Annotated in this window: 17 protein-coding genes and 1 pseudogene; 6 read left to right on the top strand and 12 right to left on the bottom strand. The window is 72.6% G+C overall.

The genetic code is table 11. The features are described 5' to 3' along the window. Positions 1 to 54 precede the first annotated feature (54 nt). The 5 genes from AB0447_RS29300 to AB0447_RS29280 form a co-directional block, all read right to left on the bottom strand. Positions 55 to 255, bottom strand: coding sequence for a hypothetical protein (locus AB0447_RS29300; protein WP_366479842.1), 201 nt, complete (start codon positions 253 to 255; stop codon positions 55 to 57). A 146-nt stretch (positions 256 to 401) separates the two neighbouring features. After that, positions 402 to 1,052 carry a hypothetical protein gene (locus AB0447_RS29295; protein WP_366479841.1) on the bottom strand — a complete coding sequence of 217 codons (651 nt, stop codon included), beginning with the start codon at positions 1,050 to 1,052 and terminating at the stop codon, positions 402 to 404. Positions 1,053 to 1,093: 41 nt separating this feature from the next. After that, the gene (locus AB0447_RS29290) at positions 1,094 to 1,639 is read right to left on the bottom strand and encodes a GNAT family protein (protein WP_366479840.1); all 546 of its coding nucleotides are present in this window, start codon (positions 1,637 to 1,639) and stop codon (positions 1,094 to 1,096) included. Between the two features lie 44 nt (positions 1,640 to 1,683). Further along, entirely contained in the window at positions 1,684 to 3,903 is a 2,220-nt protein-coding gene (locus AB0447_RS29285; protein ID WP_366479839.1) for an MMPL family transporter, read from the bottom strand. A gap of 151 nt (positions 3,904 to 4,054) precedes the next feature. Further along, on the bottom strand, positions 4,055 to 4,435 hold the full coding sequence (locus AB0447_RS29280) for a signal peptidase I (RefSeq protein ID WP_366479838.1): 381 nt from the start codon (positions 4,433 to 4,435) through the stop codon (positions 4,055 to 4,057). A 62-nt stretch (positions 4,436 to 4,497) separates the two neighbouring features. Here AB0447_RS29280 and AB0447_RS29275 point away from each other — a divergent pair, with 62 nt between their 5' ends. Next, on the top strand, positions 4,498 to 5,280 hold the full coding sequence (locus tag AB0447_RS29275) for a GNAT family N-acetyltransferase (RefSeq protein ID WP_366479878.1): 783 nt from the start codon (positions 4,498 to 4,500) through the stop codon (positions 5,278 to 5,280). A 5-nt stretch (positions 5,281 to 5,285) separates the two neighbouring features. Here the strand turns inward: AB0447_RS29275 and AB0447_RS29270 are convergent. Both AB0447_RS29270 and AB0447_RS29265 read right to left on the bottom strand, forming a co-directional pair. After that, positions 5,286 to 6,029: pseudogene (locus AB0447_RS29270) on the bottom strand (DUF817 domain-containing protein); the annotation flags it as partial. Between the two features lie 623 nt (positions 6,030 to 6,652). Then, positions 6,653 to 7,402, bottom strand: a complete 750-nt coding sequence (locus tag AB0447_RS29265) for a siderophore-interacting protein (protein ID WP_366479837.1) — start codon at positions 7,400 to 7,402, stop codon at positions 6,653 to 6,655. 67 nt (positions 7,403 to 7,469) lie between these two features. On the opposite strand from AB0447_RS29265, the gene AB0447_RS29260 reads away from it, so the two are divergent. Continuing rightward, the gene (locus AB0447_RS29260; RefSeq protein ID WP_366479836.1) at positions 7,470 to 9,569 is read left to right on the top strand and encodes a penicillin acylase family protein; all 2,100 of its coding nucleotides are present in this window, start codon (positions 7,470 to 7,472) and stop codon (positions 9,567 to 9,569) included. On the opposite strand, the gene AB0447_RS29255 is transcribed toward AB0447_RS29260, so the two are convergent. Then, complete coding sequence (locus tag AB0447_RS29255; RefSeq protein WP_366479835.1) at positions 9,538 to 10,323, bottom strand: alpha/beta fold hydrolase; 786 nt, start codon at positions 10,321 to 10,323, stop codon at positions 9,538 to 9,540. The two genes, AB0447_RS29260 and AB0447_RS29255, sit on opposite strands and share 32 nt — an antisense overlap. A gap of 145 nt (positions 10,324 to 10,468) precedes the next feature. Here AB0447_RS29255 and AB0447_RS29250 point away from each other — a divergent pair, with 145 nt between their 5' ends. The 4 genes from AB0447_RS29250 to AB0447_RS29235 all read left to right on the top strand — a co-directional run bounded on the left by AB0447_RS29250 (position 10,469) and on the right by AB0447_RS29235 (position 12,716). Beyond that, complete coding sequence (locus tag AB0447_RS29250) at positions 10,469 to 11,293, top strand: helix-turn-helix transcriptional regulator (protein ID WP_366479834.1); 825 nt, start codon at positions 10,469 to 10,471, stop codon at positions 11,291 to 11,293. Then, a complete protein-coding gene (locus AB0447_RS29245) occupies positions 11,290 to 11,526 on the top strand; it encodes a DUF397 domain-containing protein (protein WP_366479833.1) in 237 nt (78 codons plus the stop codon). Before AB0447_RS29250 ends, AB0447_RS29245 begins: the two co-directional genes overlap by 4 nt. 84 nt (positions 11,527 to 11,610) lie before the next feature. Further along, a complete protein-coding gene (locus AB0447_RS29240; protein ID WP_366479877.1) occupies positions 11,611 to 12,009 on the top strand; it encodes a phosphotransferase in 399 nt (132 codons plus the stop codon). Next, complete coding sequence (locus tag AB0447_RS29235) at positions 11,994 to 12,716, top strand: hypothetical protein (RefSeq protein WP_366479832.1); 723 nt, start codon at positions 11,994 to 11,996, stop codon at positions 12,714 to 12,716. Before AB0447_RS29240 ends, AB0447_RS29235 begins: the two co-directional genes overlap by 16 nt. Positions 12,717 to 12,790: 74 nt before the next feature. Here AB0447_RS29235 and gatB read toward each other — a convergent pair whose 3' ends face one another. From gatB to gatC, 4 genes are read right to left on the bottom strand one after another with little or no spacing between them, the layout of a single operon-like run. Continuing rightward, a complete protein-coding gene (gatB, locus tag AB0447_RS29230) occupies positions 12,791 to 14,302 on the bottom strand; it encodes an Asp-tRNA(Asn)/Glu-tRNA(Gln) amidotransferase subunit GatB (RefSeq protein ID WP_366479831.1) in 1,512 nt (503 codons plus the stop codon). Between the two features lie 16 nt (positions 14,303 to 14,318). Continuing rightward, positions 14,319 to 14,558 carry a hypothetical protein gene (locus tag AB0447_RS29225; RefSeq protein WP_366479830.1) on the bottom strand — a complete coding sequence of 80 codons (240 nt, stop codon included), beginning with the start codon at positions 14,556 to 14,558 and terminating at the stop codon, positions 14,319 to 14,321. Further along, complete coding sequence (gene gatA, locus AB0447_RS29220; RefSeq protein ID WP_366479829.1) at positions 14,555 to 16,054, bottom strand: Asp-tRNA(Asn)/Glu-tRNA(Gln) amidotransferase subunit GatA; 1,500 nt, start codon at positions 16,052 to 16,054, stop codon at positions 14,555 to 14,557. The genes AB0447_RS29225 and gatA overlap by 4 nt, the downstream gene beginning before the upstream one ends. A gap of 4 nt (positions 16,055 to 16,058) precedes the next feature. Beyond that, positions 16,059 to 16,355 (bottom strand): Asp-tRNA(Asn)/Glu-tRNA(Gln) amidotransferase subunit GatC, encoded by a 297-nt coding sequence (gene gatC / locus AB0447_RS29215; RefSeq protein WP_366479828.1) that lies wholly within the window; start codon positions 16,353 to 16,355, stop codon positions 16,059 to 16,061. Positions 16,356 to 16,573: the final 218 nt, after the last annotated feature.

Raw genomic sequence — 16,573 nt, 5'->3', positions numbered from 1 at the left:
TCGTTATCAGTGCGCTTCTCATCACGTGTCAGCTCACGCGGTTCGCGGCGCGGGTTACGCGGCCGGGGTGAAGCGGCTCCGGTGGGCCCTCACCGTCCCCTCGGGTTCCTGGGCGGGCGCGGAGCGGCGGCGGGCCGCCTTCTTCGCCTGCTGCACCCGGCGGTAGGCGTCGGCCTGGCGGATGAGCTCGGCGCGGCGGGTCTCGGCGATCTCGTACGCGAACATCTCGTTCTCCCTGGTTCGTTTCTCTTGCACCTCGTTCGGTGTGATCCAAGATTCGCGTCCCAGGGGGTGCCGGCACATCGGGCGCATGCCGCATGTGTGCGGGCCGGGGGTCCTTAGGCCGGGCCCGTATGTGCCCTCGCCGGCCTAAGGCGGGGCCGGGGGGTGCTTAGGAGCGGTTACCCGGCGGCCTTCGGGAGGGGGGTGAGGGCGTCGAAGTACATGAGGCCGAAGATCAGGACGCCGAGGGCGCCGAGGGCGACGGCCGCCCAGGAGACGGCCTTGACCCAGGTGGGGTGGAAGCGGCCGGGGGCGCCGAAGGAGGGGCCGGCGAGGACGAGGACGCCGATGATCAGGGCGAGGGCGGAGAAGCAGCCGTTGACGAGGGCGGTGAGGTGCCAGGCGTCGCCGTAGAGGGCGTCGATCTTGGCCTCGGTGCTGGCGGCGTTGACCGATTCGATCTGGCCTATGAGCGTCTGGCGCTCGGCGAGGACCCGGGAGACCCAGCTGCCGGTGAGGGCGACCACGGCGAGTCCGGCGCCGGTGACGGCGGTGGCGGCCGCGGCGACCCCGGTGGGGCGCTCCTCCGCTTCCTGGAGGTCCGGGTCCGGGTCGTCCGGGTCGGAGTCCGGGTCGAGGTCCTCGTCTGCCTTCTCGTCTGCCTTCTCGTCTGCCTTCTCGGCTGCCTTCTCGGCTGCCTTCTCGGCTGTGTTCTCGCCTGTGTTCTCGTCGCGCGGGTCGTCGAGGTGCTCGTCCCGGAGGTCGCCGGCCGGGGTCGCGTCCGGTTCCGCGTCGGCGGGGGTGTCGGTCTTGGTGGGCTTGGTGTCCATGCGGGGCACCGTAGGCGCCCCGCATGAGAGGTTCCTGAGAATCAGGCCTTGGGCCACTCGTGGGCGAGGACCGACCAGATCTCGGTGCTCTGGCGGACCCCCCGGTGGAGGTAGTTCTCGCGCAGGACGCCCTCGCGGGTCAGGCCCAGCCGCTCGGCGACCGCGATGCTCTTGGCGTTGGCGGAGGAGACGTGCCACTCCACCCGGTGCATGCCGCGCTCGTGGAAGGCCCAGTCGATCAGGACCCGGCAGGCCGTGGTGACCAGTCCGCGGCCGGCCGCGGCGGGCTCCAGCCAGCAGCCGACCTCGCACACGCCCTGCTTGGCGTCGAAGGCGGGGAAGAGGACGCCGCCCCGCAGCGTGCCGTCGACCCGGATGCCGTAGAGGCGGGCGCCGTCGTCGGCGGCCTTCGCGGCGTTGGTGCCGAGCAGGTTCCGGGCCGATTCGAGGTCGGTGGCGCGGTCCGGGAAGGGAACGTGCTGGCCGATGAACTCGCGGCCGCGGTCGATGTGTGCCAGGAACTCCTCGGCGTGCCAGACCTCGAGGGGGAAGAGCTGGGCGTCGTCGGCCAGGTCTATGGAGAACATGCGGGCTCCTTACGGCGGTTACCGGTTACCGGTCCGGTGAACGGTCAGCGGGAAGCGGCCGCCGCGTGATCTCCGCCGGGCCGCTGCGCAGGCAGTTTCGCATGCGGGGAGGACTCGGGCGCCTCGATGCTGATCTTGGGCAGCCGGCGGTCGAGCCAGCCGGGCAGCCACCAGTTGGCGCCGCCGAGCAGGTGCATGAGGGCGGGGACGAGGAGGGTGCGCAGGACGAAGGCGTCGAGGGCGACGGCGGCGGCGAGGGCGATGCCGAACATGGCGATCAGCCGGTCTCCGCTCAGGACGAAGGCGAGGAAGACGGAGATCATGATGACGGCGGCCGAGTTGATCACCCGGCTGGTCTCGGCCAGGCCCACCCGGACGGCGCGCCGGTTGTCACCGGTCTCCAGCCATTCCTCGTACATGCGGCTGACCAGGAACACCTGGTAGTCCATGGACAGCCCGAAGAGCACCGACACCATGATCACGGGCAGGAACGGCTCGATGGGTCCGGCGCTGCCCAGGCCCATCGGTTCACTGCCCCAGCCCCACTGGAAGATCGCCACGACCACCCCGAAGGAGGAGGCGACGGCGGCCACGTTCATGGCGGCGGCCTTGAGGGGGATGCCGATGGACCGGAACGCGAGCAGCAGCAGGACGCAGCCGAGGGCGATGACCACGCCGACGAACAGCGGCAGCTTGCCGATGATCACCTCGGCGAAGTCGTCGTAGCCGGCGGTGACGCCCCCGACGTACACCTCCATGCTGCTGCCCTGCTCGGCGCGCGGGATGACGTCCTGGCGGAGCCTGTCGACGAGTTCGCTGGTGTCCCGGGACTGCGGGGAGGAGTCCGGTACGACGGTCAGGACGGCGGTGTCACCGCTGCGGTTGACCACGGCGGGGCCGGCGGCCGCGATGCCCTCGGTGTTCCGAAGGGTTGTGCCGAGCCGGTCCAGTGCGACCCGGTCGCCCGCGTCGTCGAGGCGGGCGACCAGGGCGAGCGGGCCGTTGGTGCCGGGGCCGAAGCCGTCGGCGAGGAGGTCGTACGCCTGCCGGGTGGTGGAGCCGGCCGGGTTGTTGCCCTGGTCGGAGGTGCCGAGGTGGAGGGAGAGGGTGGGCAGGGCCAGGACGGCCATCACGAGGGCGGCGACGAGGCCGAGCAGCTTGGGGTGCCGCTCCACGAAGGCGGACCAGCGGGCGGCGAACCCGGTCGGCCCCTCGGGCTGCGGGCCGTGCTCGGCGAGCCTGCGGCGCTCCCGGCGGGAGAGGGCGCGCATGCCGATGTACGAGAGGAGGGCGGGCAGCAGGGTGACCGAGGCGGCGACGGTGAGGACGACGGTCAGGGAGGCGGCCAGCGCGACGCCGTTGAGGAAGCCGAGGCGGAGCACCAGCATGCCCAGCAGGGCGATGCAGACGGTGGCGCCGGCGAAGACCACGGCCCGGCCGGTGGTGGCCACCGCCTCGCGGGCGGCCTCCTCGACCGGGAGGCCGCGCTTGAGGCCCTTGCGGTGCCGGGTCACGATGAACAGCGCGTAGTCGATGCCGACGCCGAGGCCGATCAGGGTGCCCAGCATCGGCGCGAAGTCCGCGACCGGCATGGCGTGCCCGAGCAGGGTGATGCCGGAGTAGGCGGTGCCGACGCTGACCACGGCGGTCGCGATGGGCAGCAGGCTGGCGGCGAGCGAGCCGAAGGCGAGGAAGAGGACGAGGGCGGCGACGGCCACGCCGATGACCTCGGCGAGGTGGGCGGTGGGGGCCTCGGTGAGTCCGATGGCCGCGCCGCCGAGTTCGACCTGGAGGCCGTCGGCCTCGGTGTGCCGGTTCTTGGCGGCGTCGACGACCGCGGTGGCCTGGCCCCTGGGAACGGAGTCGGCCGGCCGGTCGAAGGTGACGACGGCGTAGGCGGTGCGCCCGTCGGGGCTGATCTGGCCGGCGCCTTCGGGGCGGTAGGGGCTGGTGACCGAGCCGACGCCGGGGAGCTCGGCGATGGTGTCGAGGGCGGCGCTCATCCGCTGTTCGACGGCGGGGGTGCGGGCGGTCCGGTCGGGCGGGGTGCGCCAGACGACGGTGTCGGTGTCGCCGCCCTGGCCGTGGAAGCCGTCGCGGAGCAGGTCGGCGGCCTTGCCGGATTCGGTGCCGGGGACCTCGTAGTCGTTGGAGAACGCGGTGCCGGCGGTGGCGGCGGCCGCGGCGGTGCCGCCGAGGGCCAGGAGCCAGATCAGGACGGCGACGAGGCGGTGCCGCATGCACCACCGTGCGATTGCTGCCAACGGAACGTGCTCCCTGGTGGTTCGGATCTTCACCGGGGTACGGCCCGACGTAGAACGCATGAACGCATGTGCCCCTAGGGGGTCTCCCCGGGCGGTCCACACCGACACGATCGCAGCGAATGGTGATCGTTGGCCCGTTTCGTGTGCATCATCACAGGCCTGCGGGGGTCTGCGGGACCTTGTACCCCGGGACGGAGGGCCAACGGACGGTCAGGACGACCGTGTCCTCCTCGGCACACCAGGTGTGGTCGACCCCGCGGCCCCAGACCGCGTAGTCGCCCTGCTCGGCGAGGACGACGGTGCGGCCCGGGAACTCCAGCCGGAAGCGTCCGCTGATGAGGACCTGCAGGGCGGTGCGCTCCTCACCCCGCACCCACCGGGCGCGCTCCTCGCCCTTCGGGTGGACTCCCCACTTGATCTCGACGTCCTCGCTGTGCCGGGGGCCGTCCGGGTCCTTGAAGTGGCCGAGGAGCCAGCCGTGGTCGAGGGCTGCGTCGGCGGCGGCCCGGCCGACGTACACGTTGTCGCTCATACGAGGCGAGGCTAATGCAGTTGCAGGGGTGCCCGGACGGCTGGTCAGCTGATCGGATGACGATGGATCTTGCCGAGGTACGGGCGCGGTACGACGCGGAGATGCGGCGCGGGGCGCTGCCCGAGGGGCTCGGGGCGGTGGTGGAGCGGGCCGGTCCGGTGGTACGGCAGAGCGCGCCGGGGCTGGGCTGGAACGCGGTGCTCTGGTCGGAACTGACGGAGGAGACGGCGGACAGCGTGATCGCGGCGCAGGTGGCGCACTTCGCGGGCCTGGGGGCGGACGAGTTCGAGTGGAAGCTGTACGACCACGACGGGCCGGCCGACCTGGGGGCCCGGCTCGCGGCGGCCGGCCTGGTGCCGGAGCCGCCGGAGACGCTGATGGTGGCCCGGGTGGCGGACGTGGCGGCGGAGGCGGCCGTACCGGAAGGAGTGACGCTGGTTCCGGTGACTGACGCGGCCGGGGTGGACCTGATGATGGCGGCGCACGAGGCCGCGTTCGGCGAGTCCTTTCCGCGCCTGCACCACCAGGTCCTGACCCGGCTGGCCGAGGCGCCGGAGACCCTCGCCGCGGTCGTGGCGATGGCGGACGGCCGGCCGGTGAGCGCGGCGCGCATGGAGATGCCGCCCGGCGCCGGGTTCGCCGGCCTGTGGGGCGGCGGCACCGCTCCGGAGTGGCGCGGCAGGGGGATCTACCGCGCCTTGGTCGCCCACCGCGCCCGCATCGCCGCCGCCCGCGGCATCGCGTACCTCCAGGTCGACGCCTCCGACCAGAGCCGGCCGATCCTGGAACGCCTGGGCTTCGAGGTGCTGGGCGTCACCACGCCGTACGTGTGGTGTGCGGCGTAGCGGGCCGCGATGACGAAGGTGACGCTGATCAGCAGCGACCAGGCGGCGAACTTGGCGAGCGGGACGGGCTGCCAGCCGTCGAGCTGGTCGGGGTAGCTCCAGGCCCCCGCGTAGGTCGCGGCGTTCTCGGCGACCCAGAGGAAGAACCCGATCAGTACGAAGGCCAGGGCCAGCGGCATCCGGTACCGGTCGGCGCCCACGGTGAAGTGCACCCAGGTGCCCCACAGGGCGAGGAGCAGCAGGGCGGCCAGCGGCCACCGGAGGTCGGGGAGCCAGTGGTGGGTGAAGAAGTTGAGGTAGACGAGGGCGGCGAGGACGGCCATCGGCCGTGGCCGGTACCGGCCCAGGGAGAGGTCCATCAGCCGCCACGAACGGCACACGTAACTGCCGACGGCCGCGTAGAGGAAGCCGCCGTACAGCGGGACGCCCGCCACCTTGGTGAGGGCCTCCTCCGGGTAGACCCAGGACCCCATCCGGACTTTGACGAGCTCGAAGAGCAGCCCGATGAGGTGGCAGGCGGCGATCACAGCGGTATCGCGGGCCGTGTCCCAGCCGGCCCTGCGGGCCAGCACGGTCAGGCCCACCCCGTAGAGCAGGACCAGGTCGTAGCGGGCCACCGGCAGGTCGGGGAGCAGGCCCGACGCGCCGATGCCGAGGACCAGGGCGACGGGGAAGGCGCAGCAGCGGGCCTGGAGCAGGCCGAAGCGCAGGAGCTGGGCGGCTGCGTGCGCGGTCACGTTCGCGGACATGCTCCCGCAGACGCAGACACCGCCCCCAGGGTTCCGAACCTCCCCCACCCGGCAGCACCTCCCCACCCGCCGTGCGGCCCCTTCCCAGCCCCGCCGGGCTACCTTCCCAGCCCCGCCGGGGTCTGGCATTTCCAGCCCCTCCGGCGTTTGAGGAGCGGGGTCTGGGGCGGAGCCCCAGTTCGGGAAGGGGCGGGGAGGGGAACAGCTCCGCGCAGCGGCCCCCACCCCCGCCCCGGCTTCGCAGCGGGTCCGGGTCCGGGTGCGGCGCCGTTGCGGGGGCCGGCCCCCGGACGCCCGCGCCTCAATCGCCGGCGGGGCTGGAGTTGCCTGCGGCAACCCAGCGGCAAGGGCCGGCGGGCTGCAGGTGCCGGGTCGGGTGCGGCGCCGTTGCCGGGGGCCAGCCCCCGGACCCCCGCGCCTCAAACGCCGGCGGGGCTGGAGGGGGCTTCACCCCCCGGCGGGGCCGGAGGCAGCCCGGCGGGGGTGAAGCGGGCCCGGCGGGGGTGAAGCGGGCCCGGCGGCCCGGGGCGGGGGTGGAGCGGCCCGGCGGGGCTGGAGGGGGCTCCACCCCCGGCGGGGGCCGGAGGCGGCGCGGTGGGGATGGGATTGGCGGGGAGGCCGCGTCAGCGGGGTGTTGGGGCGGGCTGCCAGTACCCCAGGCTGTCCAGCCGCGACTTCGGCAGGCCGAGGTCCTTGCGGAGCCAGGAGGTCAGGGCGCGCGTGGTGGCGGTGTCGCAGGCCAGCCAGACGTACGCGGTGGCCGGATCCGGCGCCAGTGCCGGAAGTTCGGCCTTGACCCGCTCGACCAGGGCCGCACCACCCCGTTCGCGGCGGATCCGGCGGATCTCGTGCCGGCCCGGGTCCAGCCGGACCGGAAGCTCCGCGTCCGAGGCGTGCTGCGTCTCGAACCAGAGGGTGGCCGGGGTGCCCGGGTAGGCGTCCAGCAGGGAGTTGACGGCCGGCAGCGAGGACGGGTCGCCGATCACCAGCAGCCGCTCGGGCGCGGGCACCGGCCGGACGAAGCCGGTGCCCTGGACCGAGGCCTCGATGGTGTCCCCCGGCACGGCCGTGCGCGCCCAGTTGCCGGCCGCACCCCCGTGCAGGGCGAACTCCAGCGAGAAGGTGCCGGCCGCCGGGTCGGGATCGACCAGGGTGTAGGCGCGCTGGTGGGGTTTGCCGTGGTCCTCGAACCACAGGCGCACCCACATGGTCGGGTGCAGGGACTCCCCGGCCGCCGCCAGCAGTCCCCCGTCGGTGAAACCGACCCGCCGGTAGTCCGCCGTGACCTGCTCCGCCCCGGTCACGGTGAACGTGAAGTCCTTGGCGCGCAGGAGTTTGAGGACCACACCCTCCCAGCCCTTGCCCACAGCCATGTCCGTCCACCCCTCTCCCGGCACCCTATAGTTAGGTCAGCCTAACCTGACGCGCCTGGGGGTACGTGTGAGCAGTCCGAGCAAAGCGACCGGTGCGGACCACGCGGTCTACCGGGACTCCCACGGCATCCCCCACCTCCGCGCCTCCGACCCCCTCCAACTCGCCTACTCGCAGGGCCGGATCACCGCCGTGGACCGGGCCTGGCAGCTGGAGGTGGCCCGGCACCGCGCGCAGGGCTCCACCGCCGCCTTCCTCGGCCCCCGCGCCGTCGCCTGGGACCGGTTCGCCCGCCAGGCCCGGCTCCACGACACCGCCCGCCGCTGCTTCGAGGCCTTGGACGCGGAGACCGCCGCCTGGGTCCGCGCGTACGTGGACGGGGTGAACGACGGCCTGGCCCGCGGCGCGGACCGCGACCCGCGGTTCGCGGAGACCGGCCTCTCCCCCGCCCCCTGGCAGCCCTGGGCCCCGCTCGCCGTCTGGCTCTCCATCCACATCCTGTTCACCGGCCTCCCCACCAAGCTGTGGCGCGAGCGGGTCGCCCGCTCCCTCGGCGAGGCGGCCGTCCCCCTGTTCGCCGCCGACGGGCCCGGCAGCTGCGGCAGCAACGGCTGGCTGGTGCCGGGCGACCGCACCGTCACCGGCGCGGCCGTCCTCGCCGGCGACCCGCACCGGACCATCGAGGACCCGGGGGTGTACCAGCAGATACGCCTCTGCTGCCCGGAGTACGACGTCCTCGGCCTCGCCGTCCCCGGCGTCCCCGGCATCGCCCACTTCGGCCACACCGGTACCGCGGCCTGGGCCATCACCAACGCCATGGCCGACTACCAGGACCTGTACGTCGAGGAGTTGCGGGAGGACGACGAGGGCCGGCTGCTGGCCCGTGCCGCCGGCGGCACCTGGGAGCCGGTCGCCCGCCACACCGAGATCCTGACCGTCAAGGACGGGGAGAACTTCCGCCACCTCGAGGTCGAGGTGCTGGAGACCGCGCACGGCCCGGTCGTCGTCCGGCAGGGGGTCGACGGGGCCGAGCAGAACCTGAGCCTGCGCCACCCGCCTCGGGTCCGCGAGGACCTCGGCTTCGCCGCGTTGCCCGCGCTGCTGCGCGCCCGTACGGTCGCCGACATCGACCGGGCCCTCGACGGCTGGGCCGAACCCGTCAACGTGGTCCTCGCCGCCGACACCGAGGGCGGGCTGCTGCACCGGGTCGCCGGCGCCGTACCGCTGCGCGACCCCGCCAACCGGCTGCGGCCGGTGCCCGCCTGGGAACCGCAGTACGCCTGGCGGGGCTGGGCCGACCCGGTCGGCGAACCGGTGCAGGGCTTCGCGGTGATGGCGAACGCGAGGGGCATCGCCTCGCCGTTCGGCGTGGAGTTCGCGCCCGGCCACCGGGCCCACCGGATCCGCGAACTCCTCAGCGGTTCCGCCGGCTGGTCCGCGAAGGACATGGCGGCGATCCACCTGGACACACATCTGGCCTCCGCCGCACCCCTGTTGGAGCTGCTGCCCGCCCTCGACGGCCTCTCCCCCGCGGCGGCCGCGCTGCGCGCACGCCTGCTGGCCTGGGACCGCCGGATGGCGGCCGACAGCACCGACGCAACCGTGTTCGCCGCCTTCCGCGCCGCCCTCACCCGGCGGATCGCCGCCGACCCGGTGTTCGCGGAGCTGGCCGGCCCGCCGACCGGTCCCGAGGTGCTGCACGACCGGCAACTGCTCCTCCCCAAGGCCGGCTACGCGCTGGAAGGCCTGCTCACCACCCCCCTGCTGCCGGAACTGGACCGTCCGGCACATGTCCGGGCGGCCCTGGAGGAGACCGCGGCCGCCACCCCGGACACACCCTGGTCGCAGGTGCACCGCCTGGCGCCCCGGCAGGCGCTGCCGGATCCCGCGACCTCCTGGCCGGGCCTGGGCGGCGACCACGACTGCGTGAACGCCACCTCCTCCGTCCCCGGGGTGTCCGAACTCGTCGTCCGCGCCCCGGCCGCCCGTTACGTCTGGGACCTGGCCCGCCGCGAGGACAGCCTGTGGGTGGTGCCGCTCGGCGCCGACGGAGTGCCGGGCGGCACCCACCACCGCGACCAACTGCCGCTGTGGGCGCGGGGCGAGCTGGTCCCGGTGGTCACCGACTGGGACCGGCTCAGCCGTGAATTCCCGTCAGGAACCCGCTGATCAGCTCCAGCCATTCACCCGGCCGCTCCGCGAACGGCAGGTGCCCGGTGGGGAGTTCCGCATAGCGGGCGCCGTGGAGGGTGTCGGCCAGTTCGCGCTGGAGGGAGAGCGGGACGAGCCGGTCCTCGGTGGTCGCGATGACGAGTGCCGGTACGTCGATCCGCGCGAGGTCGGCCCGCAGGTCGGCCCCGCGCACGAGGGCGGCGTGGTCCCCGCTGCCGGGCGGCACCGCCGCCGCGGTGTCCCGCACGAGGGCCTCCACCTGGTCCGGGCTCAGGCTCTCCAGCACCTTCTCGCTCAGCGCGAGCGGTAGGAGCATCCGTGCGAGCAGCTCTTCGTCCCCGCGCCGGGCCAGCTCGGTCCACGTCCCGGTGACCAGGTCGAGGCGGTTGTCCGAGCGCGCGAAGGTGGCGGTGAGCACGAGCGCGGTGACCCGCTCGGGGTAGCGGGCGGCGATGCGGACGGCGACGTTGCCGCCCAGCGAGTACCCGAGCACGGCGAACCGGTCGAGCCCTTCGGCGTCGGCCGCCGCCACCAGCTGATCGGCGAGCTCGTCGAGCTCGAGCGGCTGCTCGGCCTTCGGCGTGCCGCCGGTGCCGGGGTAGTCGACGCCGACGACGGTGTGACCGGCCGCGAGCCCGTCGAGTATCGCCCCGTAGTTGGACTCGACGGATCCGCCCCCGCCGTGGGCGAGCAGCAGCCCGGGGCCGCGGCTCTCGTTGCGGACGGTGCGGGCGTAGGTGGCGGTACTCATGGATGACCCCGTTCAGTTCGCTAGTGGTCGCTACAGAAAGAACCGTACAGGATTTAACTAGCGATCGCTACAGAAACAATCTTTGTACGAGTGAAGTACGAGTCGACGGAGCGTCGGAATCCGTCCGGCCGGGGAAGGACCCGGCATGGCAGACACCAACAAGCCCCTGCGCAACGCCTCTTGGGTGGTCATCGGCGCGCTGGCGGCACATTTCCGCAGGCAGACGCCGTTCACCCAGGAGAGCCTGGCGGAACACCTCCATGTGGACCGCGAGACGGTCTCGTCCATGGAACAGGGCCGCCGCCTTCTCCAGCCGAAGATGGCGGCGGCCCTCGACGAACTGTTCGCGACGCGCGGGGCGTTGAGCGCGGCGCTGGCGAAGGTTCCGAAGCGGGAGCGGTATCCGGCGTTCGCGATCGAGTTCATCGAGCACGAGCGCGACGCAGCTAGCCTGCTCTGGTACGAGAACCACGTGATCCCGGGGCTGCTCCAAACCCCGGAGTACGCAGCGGCGGTCTTCGGCTGTCTCTTTCCGCCGCTGACCGCGGAAGGGACGGAGCAGCAAACGGCATCCCGGCTGGCCCGGCAGACGCTGTTCAACCGCAAGCCGTGGCCGCCGATGATGCATTTCATCCTGGAACAGGTGGTCCTGGAACGGCCGATCGGCGGCATGGACGTGCTCCGCGAGCAGCTCCGCCACCTGCGGGAGATGACGGAACTCCCGTTCCTCGGACTCCAGGTAATCCCCACGAGCCGGACCACCCACGCCGGCCTCGCGGGGCCGATGATCCTTCTGGAAACCGGCGACCACGACCAGCTCGCCTACCTGGAAGGCCAGCGCGTCAGCTTCCTGTTGGACGATCCCGACGAGGTCCATCCACTGCATCTCAAGTATGGGATGCTGCGTTCCCAGGCTCTCTCCCTGGAGGACAGCAAGGGCCTGTTGGACGACCTGCTAGGAGAGTCATGACACACGAACTGACCTGGTTCAAGTCGAGCTACAGCAGCGACGAGGGAGGCGCCTGCCTCGAAGTCGCCTACCACTGGCGCAAGTCGAGCTACAGCGGCAGCCAGGGCGGCGACTGCGTCGAGATCGCCGCCCACCCCGCCGCCGTCCACGTCCGGGACTCCAAGGTCGCCGACGGCCCGGTGCTCACCGTCTCGCCCGCGACCTGGACCGAGTTCCTCTCCCTCGCGCGCTGAGGCGCATTGACCGGCCGCACCCTCCCGCGCAAAGCTGACCGTTCATCAATTCAGCTTCTCTGGAGGGACATTGACTAGGACGGGCTGGACCTCCGTGACTGGCGGGCCGAGCGGACGTTCGCGACGGCCGGTGAGCGGCGCGAGATCATGCGGACGCTGGAACAGCTGGCCGACGTACTGGACTGGCTGCACTCGGGGAAGGCCACCCCGTCCGGGCGGACCGTGATCCACGGGGACCTGTCCCCGGGCAACGTCATGGTCGACGCCCACGGGCAGGCCACCCTGGTGGACTTCGGGCTCAGCAAACTGACCGCCGACCACCAGACGGCCGAGGTCTGGTTCACGCCGGGATACGCGGCGCCGGAGGTCTTCGAGGGCAAGCGGACGCCGGGCAGGACCGGTACGCCTTCGGGGCCATCGCGTACTTCCTGCTCAGCGGGGAGGCGCCACCGCCGGACCCCGGCCGGTTGGCAGCCTCGCTGACCGCACTGCCGCAGATCGCCACGCTCGACGCCGAGCAGCGGGCGCGGCTGGCGGCGATCTGCTCAGCCGATCCGGGGGAGCGGCCGGTGAGCCTGGCGGCATGGATGAAGGACGTCCGCCGTGCGGTGGTCTCGACGACCGCCTCGACCTCCCAGCAGGCCCCGCAGGACGCGGCCCCGCGGCGGTACGTGCCACCGCCGCCCGCAGCTGCGCCGCTGGTGCCGCCCGTACCGTCGGCACGGCCGGCGGTCCATCCGCCGCCCACGCCCGAGCCCGTCGTACCGGTCGAGTACAGGCCGGCGTACGCGGCACCGGCCCCGGCACCTGAGGCCCGTACGACGGCTCAGCGCAGCCGCAAGCGCGGCAGCGTCCTGCCCGGCCCGAGCTCCGTCTCGCTGACCACCCTGAGGTCGGTCGCGAACGGCGACTACGCCTGGCTGGACGTCGGAAACGGCACGGTGAAGGCCAAGTACTACGAGAACGCCCTGGTCGCCGGGATCGACGACTCCTCCGCCCACAAGACCGCCCGGCTCACCATCTCGGCCGACGGCAAGGCTCTGTACACCGGCGAGATCAGCCTCGGAGCGCCGGAGACGCTGAACCTCAAGCTCGACAACGCCCTGCGGCTGCGCATCAGCTACGCCGACCCGCAGAAGAGGTGCGAGATGGGCCGGCTCGTCCTCGGCGAGCCGACGCTCGCCAAGTAGCGGTACGCACGAGGGGCGGCGTACCGGGCCGGAACCAGGTACGCCGCCCCTCGCGGCACTCACACTGCGCGGGCTCAGCCCTCGGACACGCCCAGGCGCTCCAGGATGAGCTCCTTGACGCGCGCCGCGTCCGCCTGGCCGCGGGTGGTCTTCATGACCGCGCCGACCAGCGCGCCGACCGCCGCGACCTTGCCGCCGCGGATCTTGTCCGCGATGGCCGCGTTGCCGGCGATGGCCTCGTCCACGGCCGCGCCCAGCGCGCCCTCGTCCGAGACGACCTTCAGGCCGCGCTTCTCGACGACCTCGTCCGGGGTGCCCTCGCCCGCGAGGACGCCCTCCAGGACCTGGCGGGCCAGCTTGTCGTTGAGCGAGCCCTCGGCGACCAGCACCGAGACGCGGGCGACGTCCGCCGGGGTGATCGGCAGCTCGTCGACGCCGACACCCTGCTCGTTGGCGTTGCGGGCCAGCTCGCCGAGCCACCACTTGCGCGCCGCGACCGAGTCGGCGCCCGCCTCGATGGTGGCGACGATGGAGTCCACCGCGCCCGCGTTGAGGATCGACTGCATGTCGTGCTCGCTGATCCCCCACTCCTCGCGGAGGCGGTTGCGGCGAACCCGGGGCATCTCGGGCAGGCCGGCGCGCAGCTCCTCGACCCACTCGCGGGCCGGGGCCACCGGGACGAGGTCGGGCTCCGGGAAGTACCGGTAGTCCTCGGCGTTGTCCTTGATGCGGCCGGAGGTGGTGGAGCCGTCGTCCTCGTGGAAGTGACGGGTCTCCTGCACGATCGTGCCGCCGGACTGGAGGACGGCCGCGTGGCGCTGGATCTCGAAGCGCGCCGCGCGCTCGACCGAGCGCAGCGAGTTGACGTTCTTGGTCTCCGAGCGGGTGCCGAAGGTCTCGGTGCCGTTCGGGCGGAGCGACAGGTTGACGTCGCAGCGCATCTGGCCCTTGTCCATGCGGGCCTCGGAGACGCCGAGCGCCCTGATGACCTCGCGCAGCTCGGCGACGTACGCCTTGGCGACCTCGGGAGCGCGCGCTCCCGCGCCCTCGATCGGCTTGGTGACGATCTCGATGAGCGGGATGCCGGCCCGGTTGTAGTCGAGCAGGGAGTGGGACGCGCCGTGGATGCGGCCGGTGGCGCCGCCGACGTGCGTCGACTTGCCGGTGTCCTCCTCCATGTGGGCGCGCTCGATCTCCACGCGGAAGATCTCGCCGTCCTCCAGCTGGACGTCCAGGTAGCCGTTGAAGGCGATCGGCTCGTCGTACTGGGAGGTCTGGAAGTTCTTCGGCATGTCCGGATAGAAGTAGTTCTTCCGGGCGAAGCGGCACCACTCGGCGATCTCGCAGTTCAGCGCGAGGCCGATCTTGATGGCGGACTCGACGCCGATCGCGTTGACGACCGGCAGGGAGCCGGGCAGGCCGAGGCAGACCGGGCAGGTCTGCGAGTTGGGGTCCGCGCCCAGCTCGGTGGAGCAGCCGCAGAACATCTTGGTGCGGGTGCCGAGCTCGACGTGGACCTCGAGGCCCATGACGGGGTCGTACGCAGCGAGGGCCGCGTCGTACGACAGGAGTTCAGTGACAGTCACGGTGGAACTTTCCCTCTCAGCCCAGCAGGACGTCGTCGTCGCCGAGGCGCTTCAGCTCGCGGTACAGGATCGCGAGGCCTGTGGCGATGGCGGCGGCGGACACAACGGCGTCGAGCAGCAGCAGCGCGTCGGACTCGGTGCGGGCCTTGCGGGCCTGCTTGATCACGCTGATGGCACCGAAGGCGGTGGTGCCGATCGACAGGTACGTGCCGGACTTCGACTTCTTGAAGCCCTTGGCCTTGCTCAGTGCACTCACAGGGACGGAGCCTCCTCCAGCAGTGGGTGACCCCAGCGGGCGATGAAGGCGGCCTCGACGGCGGCACCGACCTTGTACAGGCGGTCGTCCTTCATCGCGGGGGCGATGATCTGCAGACCGACCGGGAGACCGTCCTCCGGCGCCAGGCCGCAGGGCAGCGACATGGCGGCGTTGCCGGCCAGGTTGGTCGGGATGGTGCACAGGTCCGCGAGGTACATCGCCATCGGGTCGTCGGCGCGCTCGCCGATCGGGAACGCGGTGGTCGGGGTCGTCGGGGAGACGATCACGTCCACGCTCTCGAAGGCCTTCTCGAAGTCCTGGGTGATGAGGGTGCGGACCTTCTGGGCGGAACCGTAGTACGCGTCGTAGTAGCCGGAGCTGAGCGCGTACGTGCCGAGGATGATGCGGCGCTTGACCTCGGGGCCGAAGCCGGCCTCGCGGGTCAGGGCGGTGACGTCCTCGGCGGAGGTGGTGCCGTCGTCGCCGACGCGCAGGCCGTAGCGCATGGCGTCGAAGCGGGCCAGGTTGGAGGAGGCCTCGGACGGCGCGATCAGGTAGTACGCGGCCAGGGCCAGGTCGAAGGACGGGCAGTCCAGCTCGACGATCTCGGCGCCCAGCTCCTTGAGGAGCTCCACGGACTCGTCGAAGCGCTGCACGACACCGGCCTGGTAGCCCTCGCCGCGGAACTGCTTGACGACGCCGACGCGCATGCCGGCGACGGAGCCGTTGCGGGCCGCCTCGACGACCGGCGGGACCGGGGCGTCGATGGAGGTGGAGTCCAGCGGGTCGTGGCCGGCGATGACCTCGTGGAGGAGGGCCGCGTCCAGGACCGTGCGGGCGCAGGGGCCGCCCTGGTCGAGGGAGGAGGAGAAGGCCACCATGCCGTAGCGGGAGACCCCGCCGTACGTCGGCTTCACGCCGACCGTGGCGGTGACGGCGGCGGGCTGGCGGATGGAGCCGCCGGTGTCCGTGCCGATGGCGAGGGGCGCCTGGTAGGAGGCGAGGGCCGCGGAGGAACCGCCGCCGGAGCCGCCCGGGATGCGGGTGAGGTCCCACGGGTTGCCGGTGGGGCCGAAGGCGCTGTTCTCGGTGGAGGACCCCATGGCGAACTCGTCCATGTTGGTCTTGCCGAGGATGACGACGTCGGCTTCCTTCAGCTTGCGCGTGAGGGTGGCGTCGTACGGCGGGATCCAGCCCTCGAGGATCTTCGAACCGACGGTGGTCGGGACCCCGACGGTGGTGAAGATGTCCTTCAGGGCGAGCGGTACGCCGGCCAGCGGGCCGAGCTTCTCGCCGGCGGCGCGCTTGGCGTCGACGGCGCGGGCCTGGGCGAGGGCGCCGTCGCGGTCGACGTGGAGGAAGGCGTGGACCTTCTCGTCGACGGCGTCGATGCGGGCCAGGTGGGCCTCGGTGACCTGGACGGCCGTGAGCTCGCCGGAGGCGATCTTCTCGGCGGTCTCGGCGGCGGTGAGCTTGATGATGCTGTGGTCACTCATGTGATTAGTCCTCCCCCAGGATCTGCGGCACCTTGAAACGCTGCTGCTCCTGTGCCGGGGCGCCGGAGAGCGCCTGCTCGGGGGTGAGCGAGGGACGGACCTCGTCCGCGCGCATGACGTTGGTCAGCGGGAGCGGGTGGGAGGTCGGCGGGACGTCTTGGTCGGCGACCTCGGCGACGCGGGCGACCGCGCCGATGATGTCGTCCAGCTGTCCGGCGAAGTGGTCCAGCTCTTCGGCCTTGAGCTCCAGACGGGCCAGCCGAGCGAGGTGAGCGACCTCCTCGCGCGTGATGCCAGGCATGCAGCGATCCTCTGGGGGTGGGTTGTGTGGATGTTCCAGGCCCAATCCTATGGGGCGGGGCCCCTTCCCCACGAAACGCTTTGCCCCCGGGGCGGCCGGGACCGCTGCGCGGAGCCGTGCGGCGCCGTTGCGGGGGGGGGGGGCCCCCCCCCCCCCCCCCCCCCCCCCCCCCCCGGGGGGGGGGGGGGGGGCGGCGCCCCCCCCCCCCCCCGGGGCCC

Origin of the sequence: Streptomyces sp. NPDC051211 (genome assembly GCF_040689505.1) — a bacterium.
In the GTDB taxonomy this organism is placed as follows: domain Bacteria; phylum Actinomycetota; class Actinomycetes; order Streptomycetales; family Streptomycetaceae; genus Streptomyces.
This window is presented reverse-complemented; position numbering and strand designations above follow the sequence as displayed.

What these genes read in the sequence shown, in the direction of transcription:
- AB0447_RS29275 (WP_366479878.1), top strand. Translation starts at nt 4,498, where the DNA reads ATGGATCTTGCCGAGGTACGGGCGCGGTACGACGCGGAGATGCGGCGC.
- gatA (WP_366479829.1), bottom strand. Translation starts at nt 16,054, where the DNA reads ATGAGTGACCACAGCATCATCAAGCTCACCGCCGCCGAGACCGCCGAG.
- AB0447_RS29295 (WP_366479841.1), bottom strand. Translation starts at nt 1,052, where the DNA reads ATGGACACCAAGCCCACCAAGACCGACACCCCCGCCGACGCGGAACCG.
- AB0447_RS29245 (WP_366479833.1), top strand. Translation starts at nt 11,290, where the DNA reads ATGACACACGAACTGACCTGGTTCAAGTCGAGCTACAGCAGCGACGAG.
- AB0447_RS29280 (WP_366479838.1), bottom strand. Translation starts at nt 4,435, where the DNA reads ATGAGCGACAACGTGTACGTCGGCCGGGCCGCCGCCGACGCAGCCCTC.
- AB0447_RS29250 (WP_366479834.1), top strand. Translation starts at nt 10,469, where the DNA reads ATGGCAGACACCAACAAGCCCCTGCGCAACGCCTCTTGGGTGGTCATC.
- AB0447_RS29265 (WP_366479837.1), bottom strand. Translation starts at nt 7,402, where the DNA reads ATGGCTGTGGGCAAGGGCTGGGAGGGTGTGGTCCTCAAACTCCTGCGC.
- AB0447_RS29290 (WP_366479840.1), bottom strand. Translation starts at nt 1,639, where the DNA reads ATGTTCTCCATAGACCTGGCCGACGACGCCCAGCTCTTCCCCCTCGAG.
- gatC (WP_366479828.1), bottom strand. Translation starts at nt 16,355, where the DNA reads ATGCCTGGCATCACGCGCGAGGAGGTCGCTCACCTCGCTCGGCTGGCC.
- AB0447_RS29255 (WP_366479835.1), bottom strand. Translation starts at nt 10,323, where the DNA reads ATGAGTACCGCCACCTACGCCCGCACCGTCCGCAACGAGAGCCGCGGC.